Origin of the sequence: Streptomyces sp. NPDC126510 (assembly GCF_040302345.1) — a bacterium.
Taxonomy (GTDB): Bacteria; Actinomycetota; Actinomycetes; order Streptomycetales; family Streptomycetaceae; genus Streptomyces.
Genome location: NZ_JBEORR010000014.1, coordinates 241,435 through 252,492 on the forward strand (window position 1 = coordinate 241,435; position 11,058 = coordinate 252,492).

At 67.9% G+C, this 11,058-nt stretch carries 6 protein-coding genes; 2 read left to right on the forward strand and 4 right to left on the reverse strand.

From position 1 onward, the window contains the following. Positions 1–268: 268 nt before the first annotated feature. Entirely contained in the window at positions 269–3,631 is a 3,363-nt protein-coding gene (locus ABTX60_RS22030) for an alpha-L-rhamnosidase-related protein (RefSeq protein WP_352098696.1), read from the forward strand. A 171-nt stretch (positions 3,632–3,802) separates the two neighbouring features. Here the strand turns inward: ABTX60_RS22030 and ABTX60_RS22035 are convergent, their stop codons facing one another. The 4 genes from ABTX60_RS22035 to ABTX60_RS22050 form a co-directional block, all read right to left on the reverse strand. After that, the gene (locus tag ABTX60_RS22035; RefSeq protein ID WP_352098697.1) at positions 3,803–3,946 is read right to left on the reverse strand and encodes a helix-turn-helix domain-containing protein; all 144 of its coding nucleotides are present in this window, start codon (positions 3,944–3,946) and stop codon (positions 3,803–3,805) included. A 260-nt stretch (positions 3,947–4,206) separates the two neighbouring features. Further along, positions 4,207–6,420, reverse strand: a complete 2,214-nt coding sequence (locus tag ABTX60_RS22040) for a glycoside hydrolase family 3 N-terminal domain-containing protein (RefSeq protein ID WP_352098698.1) — start codon at positions 6,418–6,420, stop codon at positions 4,207–4,209. A 141-nt stretch (positions 6,421–6,561) separates the two neighbouring features. Next, positions 6,562–7,716 carry a glycoside hydrolase family 12 protein gene (locus tag ABTX60_RS22045; RefSeq protein ID WP_352098699.1) on the reverse strand — a complete coding sequence of 385 codons (1,155 nt, stop codon included), beginning with the start codon at positions 7,714–7,716 and terminating at the stop codon, positions 6,562–6,564. 626 nt (positions 7,717–8,342) lie between these two features. Beyond that, entirely contained in the window at positions 8,343–10,070 is a 1,728-nt protein-coding gene (locus tag ABTX60_RS22050; protein WP_352098700.1) for a glycoside hydrolase family 6 protein, read from the reverse strand. A 722-nt stretch (positions 10,071–10,792) separates the two neighbouring features. Here ABTX60_RS22050 and ABTX60_RS22055 point away from each other — a divergent pair. After that, positions 10,793–11,058, forward strand: a 266-nt coding sequence (locus tag ABTX60_RS22055; RefSeq protein ID WP_352098701.1) for a cellulose binding domain-containing protein, incomplete at its 3' end; no start/stop codon positions are given.

Genomic DNA, 11,058 nt, shown 5'->3' on the forward strand with positions numbered 1-11,058 from the left:
TTGGCCAGCACCATAACAGTAACGCCGTAGCCGATATAGAGGTCGCCGATCGGACGAGACGCCTGCTCTCGGCGAGCCTCATCGGGCCGCCACGGCCGAATTCCCGCCTGCACAGGCCTTGACACCTTCTCGCCGAGCGGCAAAGAATTCCCGCTGCAAACACCGGAATGAAACGATTCAAAATCGTGGCGTCGCCGCATCCTTGCTTCCCCGGTCTCCAGGACGCCCCCAACCCCCACATCACCGCACATCGACAGTAGGAGCCCGCATGTCCGCTGTAACGCGCCGGTCCGTCCTGTGCTCCGCCATAGCCGTGGCGCTCACGCCCACCCTCGGCTCGGTGCTTGTGCCGGGTCTGGCTCCCGTGGCGTCGGCCGCCGTCTCCTGGACCGCGAAGTGGATCTGGGCTCCGTCCAGCTCGACGAACCAGTGGGTGGCGTTCCGCAGATCGTTCACCCTGGGTTCCACGCCGTCCAAGGCGGTGACGCAGATCGCGGCGGACTCCAAGTACTGGTTGTGGGTCAACGGCACGCTCGTCGTCTTCGACGGACAGCTCAAGCGCGGCCCCGACCGCACCGGCACCTACTACGACGAGATCGACCTCGCCCCGTACCTCACGAGCGGTCGCAACACGGTGGCGCTGCTGGTGTGGTACTTCGGCAAGCAGGGTTTCTCACACAGCAGCAGCGGCAAGGGTGGTCTGCTCTTCCAGTCCGACATCACCACTGGTTCCACCACCACCCGGCTTGTCAGCGACACCAGTTGGAAGCACATCGTCCACCCGGGCTACTCCAACAACACCAGCGGCACCCAGGTCAACTTCCGTCTGCCCGAGTCGAACGTCTACTACGACGCCCGCAACGCCACCGCCATGACCGCCTGGGAGTCGGCCGGTTTCGACGACAGCGCGTGGAACGCCCCCACCGACTTCGGAGCCGCTGGAGCCGCGCCCTGGAACGATCTCGTCCGTCGGCCGGTACCTCAGTTCCGGTACTCGGGCCTGAAGTCCTACGGCAACGCGTCGTCGCTGCCGTCCACGGGACAGGGCGCCACCGCCATCACGGCCACCTTGCCGTCGAACCTCCAGGTCACGCCCTATTTGAAGGTGGATGCTCCGGCCGGTGCGGTGATCGGTATGCAGACCGACCACTACGCCGACGGCGATGGCCTGACCGGCCTCACACCCGGGGCGGAGAACAACGTTCGCGCCACCTACGTGTGCGCGGGCGGGGTCCAGGATTTCGAGGCGCTGGCCTGGATGAGCGGCACGGCGGTGAAGTACACGATCCCCGCGGGCGTCACCATCCTGGATCTGAAGTACCGCGAATCCGGCTACGACACCGACTTCACCGGATCGTTCAGCAGCAACGAGGCGTTCTTCGACACCCTGTGGGGCAAGGCGGCGCGCACGATGTACGTCAACATGCGCGACAACTACATGGACTGCCCCACCCGCGAGCGCGCCCAGTGGTGGGGCGACGTGGTCAACCAGCTCAAGGAAGGCTTCTACACCTTCGACACCCGCTCCCACGCACTCGGCGCCAAGGCCATCGCCCAGCTGACCGCCTGGCAGAAGCCCGGCGGCGTGCTCTACTCCCCCATGCCCTCCACCATCTGGACCGCTGAACTGCCCGTCCAGATGCTCGCCTCGGTGTGGGCCTTCGGCACGTACCACCTCTACACGGGCAACTCCGACGCAGTCGCCGACACCTACCCGGCGGTGAAGGCCTACCTGAACCTGTGGAGCCTGGACTCGGCCGGGCTGGTCAGCCACCGCGCCGGGGACTGGGACTGGGAGGACTGGGGCAGCAACATCGACGCCCGCGTCCTGGACAACTGCTGGTACTACCTGGCCCTCGACACGGCCATCACCCTCGCCGGCCTCAGCGGCAACAGCGGCGACGTCGCCGCCTGGCAGGCCAAGCGCGACAGCATCAAGGCCAACTTCGACAGCGTTCTGTGGAACACCTCCAGGAACGAGTACCGCTCACCCGGCTACAACGGCGACACCGATGACCGCGCCAACGGCCTCGCCGTCGTCGCCGGCCTCGCGCCCGCCCCCCGCTACCGGGCGATCACCGAGGTGCTGCGCACCCACCTCAACGCCAGCCCCTACATGGAGTTCTACGTCCTGGAAGCGCTTTACCTCATGGGAGCGGCCACTGTCGCCGAGGAGCGGATGCGCAACCGCTACGCCGCCCAGGTCGCCGACCCCACCTGCTACACCCTGTGGGAGATCTGGGACAAGTCGGGTGGTACCGACAACCACGCCTGGAACGGCGGCCCCCTGTACACCCTGTCCGCCTACGCCGCCGGCGTCCGTCCCACCAAGCCCGGCTGGGAGACGTACGACGTCATCCCGCAGACCGGCACCCTCACGAAAATCAACACGGTCACGCCGACCGTCAAGGGCGACATCCGCTTCGGCATCACGCGTGACGGCGACCAGGTCACTCTGACCCTGACCTCCCCGAGTGCGACGAGCGCGCGGGTGGGTGTTCCGACGTACCGCGGCTCATCGCCGGTCATCAAGGCCAACGGAACCACCGTCTTCACGGGGGGTGCCGCCACCGGCAGCGTCTCGGGCCTCAACTATGCGAGCAAGGACTCCTCGTACGTCTACTTCACCCTCCAGCCGGGCAGGTGGACGTTCACGGTCACGGGCGCCGGCCGCCTGGACAACCTCGCCCTCGGCCGGCCGGTCTCCAGCAACAACAGCCTGGAGAACAGCGACTGGGGCCGCAGCCGGCTCACCGACGGCAAGCTCACCAGCGTGGCCGGTGCCAAGGGGTACACCAGCAACGACTTCCCCTCCCCCGACGTCAGCGCGAGCCCCGTCTGGGTAGAGATCGACCTCGGTGCCGACACCGACCTCGACGCCGTACGCCTCTTTCCCCGCACCGACACCCCGGCGGTCGGCGGCGGCACCGCCGGCTTCCCCGTCGACTTCACGATCCAGACCCGCCCCGAGGGGGCGAGCACCTACTCCACCGCCCGCACGATCACCGCCGAGCCCAACCCGGGCGGACTCGTGCAGACGTACGGCTTCAAGACCACGACCGCCCGCTACGTCCGTCTGCAAGCCACCAAGCTCGGTGCCCCTCCCGTCGACGAGACCACCAAGTACCGCCTCCAGCTCGCCGAACTCACCGTCCCCACCGCCGCGACCGCCGTCACCGCCAACTACACGCTGGAGAACGGCGACTGGGGCAAGACACGCGTCCTCGACGGCAAGCTCACCAGCGTGACCGGCGCCAAGGGCTTCACCAGCATCGACTTCCCCTCCGCCGACGTCAGCGCCACCCCCGTGTGGATCGAGATCGACCTCGGCGCCGACCGGGCCATCGGCTCCGTCATCCTCCACCCCCGCACGGACGCCGGCGCAGCGGGCGGCGGCACAGCGGGCTTCCCCGTCGACTTCACGATCCAGATACGCCCCGACGGGTCGAACACCTACTCCACCGCCCGCACCGTCACCGCCGAACCCAACCCCAACGGAGCCGCTCAGACGTACACCCTCACGTCCGCCACCGGCCGCTACGTGCGCCTGAAGGTCTCCAAGCTCGGCAAGCCCGCCTCGGACGAGACCAACAGGTACCGCCTCCAGCTCGCCGAGATCCGCATCAAGTAGCAGGCCAACCCCGAAACGGGCGGCGGCGCAGGTCGTTCAATACGACCTGCGCCGCCGCACCCCGGAGAGATCGACGACACGGCCAGGCGGTGACCAGCGGCGGCCTCCGCCGCCCACCACCCCGCAGGAGCCGATGGCCTCCAACCACCTGGCCGCACCGCGCTTGGGCGTCTAGAGGACGAGCAGACGCGTTTCCCCCGGGGTGCGGCCGAAACGGCTCCGGAAGACCCGGGTGAAGTGGGCCTGGCTGGCGAAGCCCCAGGGGTGGGCGACTTCGGCGATCGTCAGATGGCGGCAGCCTGGATCGGCGAGCACCTGCCGGGCCGCTGTTCGAGAATGCAGCGGGAGGGGCTCACCCCGGTCGGCTGGAAGATACGGCTCAGTTGCCGGGCTATGTAGTCCTTGGGCACCGCCGGCTGGGAGAGCGTAGCGGGCGGCGCGGAACCGCCGACCGTCAGTGCGGCCAGCGTACGGACGAGGTCTTGATCGTCGAGGACCCCAAGGAACCGCTGCTGTCGGATTCGTCGGCCGGGCGTCCGCCATGCGCGTGATGACGCCCGGCATGGTGCATTGCGTCAAGAGCCGGTACACCGCGGCTGCGGCGTGCCCACCGGGCCGGCCGCTGTGAAGCCGAACGACGTGGTGGCGCCCGGTGAAAGGGAGCCGTTGTGGGCGGCATTGCGGACGGTGGCCCGGCCCTGGGCCGCTGACAGGGAACCGCTCCAGAGGCTGGTGACGGTGGAGCCATTCAAGTCCCAGGCGACAGACCAGCCGGTGAGTGGGCCGGTGCCGGTGTTCTTGACCGTGACCTCCGCCTGGTAGCCGCCGGACCAGGACGAGACGGTCTTGAACTCGGCGACGCAGGTCTCGGGCGCGGGCTGCGGGCCCGGCCCGGGTCCGGGGTTCGTGCCGTAGGTCAGGCCGTGGCCGTACGGGAAGAGAGGGCCCTTGCCGTCGCCGTCGTTGATCGGTTGCTGGGACGCGCTGCGCATCCAGGTAACGGGCAGTTTGCCGCTGGGCGCATGGTCGCCGAAGAGCACGTCTGCTACTCCGCTCCCCTCCGTGCCGGGCAGCCAGGCCGCCAGCAGCGCCTTCCAGTCGGGCAGTTGGGCGGCGATGTCGAGCGGACGGCCGGAGACCAGGACCACTACGACAGGCACTCCGCTCGCCTTCAGCCTGGCGAGGGTCTGCAGGTCCTCCTGGTCCAATTCCATGCTCCCAGGCCGGTCTCCACGCATCTCCGCATACGGTGTCTCTCCGACAATCGCCACGGCGGCCGAGTAGCCGGCGTCGATGCCGTCGCCGTAGCGGTTGTACGTGACCTGGGAGGAGCCGGCGGCGGCACGGATGCCCTGAAGGATCGTAGTGCCCTCGGTGATCGGGCCACTGCGGCCCTGCCAACCAAGGGTCCAGCCGCCGCTCTGGTTGCCGATGTCGTCGGCGGACTTGCCGGCCACGAACAGCTTCGCGTTCTTCGCCAGCGGCAGGACGCCGCCCTCGTTCTTCAGCAGCACCTGCGAGGCGCGTACGGCCTCGCGGGCGAGCGACCGGTGCTCTGCGGATCCGACACCCGTCGTGTACGAGCGGTCGGTGAGCGGGTTCTCGAAGAGGCCGAGTTGGAACTTCTTGGTGAGGATGCGGCGGTTGGCGTCATCGACGCGAGCGACAGGGACCCGCCCGGCGGTGACTTCGGAGCGCAGCAGGCCGAGGAACTTCCTGTAGTCCTGCGGAACCATCACCATGTCCACGCCCGCGTTGACGGCCGTGGCGATCTCTGCACCCGTGAAGCCGCTCTGCCCGTCCAGCTGGTCGACGGCGGCCCAGTCGGACACGACGAACCCGTCGAACTTCAGCTCGCCCTTGAGCAGGTCGGTGACCAGGTACCTGTGTGCATGCGATTTCACGCCGTTCCAACTGCTGTACGAGAGCATCACCGAGCCCACGCCCCGCCGCACCGCCTCCTGGAAGGGCGGTAGGTGGATCGCGCGCAGCTCGGCCTCGGAAAGTTCCGTGTTGCCCTGGTCGACGCCGCCGGTGGTACCGCCGTCACCGAGGTAGTGCTTGGCGGTGGCGAGTACCGAGGCGGGGCCGGCGCCCAGGGTCTCGCCCTGCAGGCCGGTGATGAACGACGTCATGGACGTGGGCAGTTCGGGCTTTTCGCCGAACGACTCGTACGTGCGACCCCACCTGTCGTTGCGGGCCACGCACAGACAGGGGGCGAAGGACCAGTCGATGCCGGTGCCGGCGACCTCCTCGGCGACCGCGCGCCCGACCCGCCGCACCAGGGCGGGGTCGCGGGCGGCGCCGAGACCTATGTTGTGCGGGAAGATCGTCGCCCCGCGCACCGCGTTGTGGCCGTGCACGGCATCGATGCCATAGATCATCGGGATGGCGAGTGGGGTACCGAGAGCCGTGCGCTGCAGTGAGTCGTAGGTGTCGGCCCACGTCCGGGCGTTGTTGGGGCTGACCGTGGAGTCTCCGCCGGAGAGCACCGAGCCGATGCGGTATGCGGCGAGGTCTGCCTGCGGCACCAGGGCATCCTTCTCGATCTGCGTCATCTGCCCGAGCTTGTCGTCGAGCGTCATCCGGGACAGCAGGTCGGTGACACGGTCTGCCACCGGCAGGGCGGAATCCCGGTACGGCAAGGCCTCGGACCCCGTCGAGGCGGCGGATCCACCGGCTCCAGCGGGCGGTGCCGCGCCGGTCAGGCCGATCACTGTGAGAGCGGCGGCACACAGGGCGGCAACGAGCGCGGGGCGTCGGGAGGACGGAGCGAGGCTCTGGCTCATGGCGTAAGGCCTTTCCGGTGGGGGCGGCCGGAGGAGCGAGGGGCGGAATGGTTGCCCCGGGGCCCACCCTTTCGGCATGGGAAGGGGAGGGCAGGCCCCGGGGCGGTCCGGTGAGGAGGTGGTGCGACGTGCCGCACCGGGTCACGCGCAGGCGGTGCCGTTCAGGCTGAACCCGGTCGGCCTGGCGAACGAACCGCTGTAGGTGGCCTGGAAGCCGAACGTCTGGCTGCCACCGGGCGCGATCTGCGCGTTGTGGCCCAGGCCGCTCGCCGTCACCGCCCCGGAGGAGGGGGAAACGGTGGCGTTCCAGGCGTTGCTGATCCGCTGTCCGGAGGGCAGGGCGAAGGACAGCTTCCAGGCGTCCAGGGGGGACGAGCCGGTGTTGGTGATCGTGACGTCGGCGGTGAAGCCGCCCTCCCAGACGTTCGGCGCGTAGGTCACCTTGCAGCTCGCCTTCGGGTCGCCGGGGTCACCCGGGTTGCCCGGGTTGCCCGGGTTGCCCGGGTTGCCCGAGCCCCCGGTGTTGACGGTCGACGAGAAGGAGTTCACCGCGAGTCCCGCACCGTTGTGCCACGGCTCGAAACCGGCCTGCACGCTGGTCAGATACCAGTCGTTCTGCGCCATCCCCCGGGAGACGGTCTGCCGGACGAAGTCCATGACGTCGAAGCTCCACCCGCTGATCGCCGAAGGGGCGACGAAGGAGATCACGTCGTTGGAGCCGTTGTTGCCCGTCCACACCTGCCAGCTGCGCCCACCCACGGAGGCCGTGCCGCTCGGGGAGCCGATGGGCTGGATCGAGCCCACCTTGTTGAACCAGATCATGATCTCGGTGCGGTTCACCCCGTCGGTGCGGGGCGTCGGATCCAGCCAGATGTCGTACGAGGCGTTGTACGAGGCGTCGCCGACGAAGCCGTAGGAGATGCTGCTCGGCGCGCTGCTGATGCCGTTGATCCGAGCCGGGAGGTTGGTACCCGGTGAACAGTTGGTGTAATGGCAGCCGTTGTAGACGGAGGGGTAGGACTTCGGGGCGCCGTTGGTGGGCACGGAACCGTCGGCCTGAGTGACACGGAAGCCTGTGTCGGTGGCGGTGACACACTGCGTCGCACTGGTTCCCCAGCGGTTGTTCTGGACGACGTAGCGCCCCTGGATGACAGTCGAGCCGAACGGCTGGCAGATCGTGGTGTCGGCCTGCGTCGCCGGCGCGACGGCCACCAGGGCGGCCAGGGTGGCGAAAACCGTGAGCAGCGCACCGAACAGGGTGCGCGCGGTGAGTGGGTGACGTGGTGACGATCGCATGTGGGGGCCTCTCCGGGAGAGTCGAGCGGACGGGTGACGCACATTCGGAACGCCCCGCCCGATGATTTTGGGAGCGCTCCCACTCATTGCTTCGGTGACGGACTGTAGAAGCGCTCCATGTCCCTGACAACCCTTCGAACGGTGAACGTAGGGAAGTGATCTGGAATTGCCAGGTCACGGGTCGACGGAAGGCGCAGTGGTGCTGCGGTCACTCGGGCGTGTTGGGAGCGCTCCCCAAGCTGCCCGGTACCACGGAAGGCGGTGCGAGTCCCGATCACTGCCGTTCAGACAGACAACGAACGGCAGCATCTCGTCCAGCTTCGATGGCGTCGAACCCTACAGCCCCGAAGCTCTTCCGCAGACAGGTCTCCAGGCGTTCCCGGGCGTGACGAAGCGGTGCTCGGCCTTCAGACCGCGGCGCGGGAAAGCCACACGGCGGATGCCGGCGTAGTGGGTGTCCGGGAGGTGGTTCGACGCTGTTGAGACGCACGAGTTCACGATTCGCCTGAAAGCCGAGCCGTTGCGTGGGGAGGCAAGGCCAACCGGTCGCACCGTCTGTGCGCGTCGCGGTCCGCCGGGCCGACTCGTTCGAACCGGTCCCGGCGGACACTCACCGTGTCAGAGGATTACGGCAGCGGCGGGTAGGCGTTCTGCATGAGCTGGCGGAACTGGGCGGAGAACCAGTGACCGGCCACTGGCGCGTTCGGCAGGGCACCGGTGGGGTTGTTGCCGTTGCGGGCGTTACCGCCGTAGGTGGGGTCGCACATCCGGTCGAAGCCCTTGCCCTCGTCGTTGGGGACGGCGGAGCTGGAGCCGTCGGACTCCCCCGGCGGCTTGACCCACACGTAGGCGTCGATGCCGGCGGCCGGAGCCGCGGTGTGCCGCTCGCCGAGGCCGGCGCCGCTCTGGTTGCACCAGTTGCCGGCGTGGATGCGCCGGTCGATGCGGCTGCCGTTGACGTAGTCGTCCACCGAGGTCTTCGGCCCGGGACCAGTCGGCCGTGCGGAACCGCCCCAACCGTTGCGTGAGGTGTCTATGAGCATGCCCAGACCGGAGTTGAAGCCGGCCGCGACGAGCTTTTCCCGCAGAGCGATTGCGAACGACTGCTCATCCACGTACTGGTTCCAGTCCACCCACTTGGCCTGTCGAACCGTCTGACCGTTCACCGAGTCGGTGACCTTGTAGTGCGGCTCCTTGGTGGGGCTGGTGTTCGCGGTGTTGACGATGAACCCGGCCACGTCGTTCACGCTCGCACCGTTGGTGGTGGCGGTCCTGTAGAACTCCTGCACGGCGGGGCCCAGGTTGCTGTCCCAGCCCAGCCAGCCGTGGTGACCGGCGTCGATGTAGTTGTAGACGTTCGGAATGGCGCCGAGCTTGTCGAGAGCGTAGGCGACGCCCTTCTCGTAGTTGCCGTTCGCTTTCATGGCCACGCAGGCGTCGGTGGTGGTGGGGGTGCCGCCGGCGTTGGTGACCAGGTTCGGCAGCGAGTCGGGCTCGATGACGGTGGCGACCCTGAGGGAGGCGTACTTCGACTCGGAGAGGATCGAGGCGATGGGGTCGATGTACTGGGTCTTGTACTTGTCGAGGTCGTTCGGGCCGAGTTCGCCGTTGGACGCGAGGGCGGCGCAGTCGCGGCCCGGAAGGTCGTAGATGACCAGTTGGATGACCAGGTCGCCGGAGCCCTTCTGCTTCAGGGCCTCGTCGAGGTGGGCGCGCAGACCCATGCCGCCGTTCACACCGTTGATCGCGGCGATGCGGTCGAGCCAGACGGCGGTGGGCTCGTCGGCGATGCGGCTGCCACCCGGCTCTGCTGCGGCCTTGGCCGACCACTCCGGGTTCACATAAGCCTTGGCTCCGACGTAGGGGTTGGCCACTCGGCCGTCGGTGCCACCGCCGTTGTCGCCTCCGTCCCCTCCGTCGCCCGGACCGCTTCCGCCATCGACGTTGCAGGTCATGCCGTCGAGAGTGAACGTGGCAGGGATCGCGTTGCTGCCGCTGTAGCTGCCCTGGAAGCCGAAGCTGACCGAACCTCCGGTGGCGAGCGTGCCGTTGTATCCCTCATTGGCGGCGGTGACGGCGGCCCCACTCTGGCTGATCTTGGCGTTCCAGCCGTTCGTGACCCTCTGATTACCGGAGTACGACCACTTCACCGACCAACTCGACTTGGCGGACGCGTTGTTCGTGATGGTGACGGCGGCGGTGAATCCGGTGTCCCACTGGTTCTGCACCTTGTAGTCCACCGTGCAGGGCGCGGCGGCGGTGGCGGCACCGGCGGGTGCCGCAAGGAGCGCAGTACCGGACGTTCCGGTGAGGAGCGCGAGGGCGGCGAGCAATGAGGTCCTGGTGCGACTCATGACTGGGGGTTCCTTCTCCTTTGGGGATGTTCTCTGCTGTTCGATGCGCAGGCGATCACGCAGTCCGGTGCCGTACGACGGCGTTGCACCGTCGCATTCCGAGATCAGCGGGGCTCCGGTCACCGGGTACTTCGCCGGGACGCCGGCACTTGCACACCCTGCGCGCCACCGAGGACGCCCCGTCCAAGAACAGGCCGTTGACGGTGTGCAGGCGATGGAGCGGTAAGCGCCTGGTACTGGCTTCCGGCAGGGGGCGCGCATGTCCGAGCGGCGCACCGCTTGTCGACGTGCCGACGGCGGTGCTGGTCGACCCTCGGATCCTGCCGTGCGCTGCGAAACGGTCCGGGCTGATTCTTCACAGCGTCGGCGGGTTCACACCCGCATGATCCGGTGTGACGTGTGTGGAGGCTACGAGCTCGTTGCCGCCTACCGCGGCTGCGAGCAGTGAAGGTGGGGGGTGTCGCATGAGCGACTCCTTGCAGTTTGGCGCGCCTTGACCGGCGCGTCGACTGATGGAACCGCTCCCACAGGTGCGAGCAAGGTAGCGCCGAACGGCACGGTTGCCCAGAGGTTCTGCGAAACTTTCGATGAACTGAACCGTCCTCCGTCTTCGACTCTTCAAGCGTCTTGACCGCTGTCATGCTCATCCCCATTATGGGAGCGCTCCCACTGGCCAAGACTTGTCCTTCCCCGAGCCGCTAGCCGCTAGGAGGAACCAGTTCATGGATCCCGGACGCAATCGCAGAACAGTTCGGCGGGTGTGGACCGCCGTGGCGGCCGCTTTAGCCCTACCCCTGTCGATGCTGGCCACCGGCTCACCGACCGCGCAGGCGGCGGCACTTCAGTGCAGTGTCGACTACAAGACGAACGACTGGGGCTCCGGTTTCACGGTAGACCTCACCCTCACCAACCGCGGCACGGACGTCATCGACGGCTGGACGCTGACCTACGCCTACTCCGGCAACCAGAAGCTGGGCAACGGCTGGAA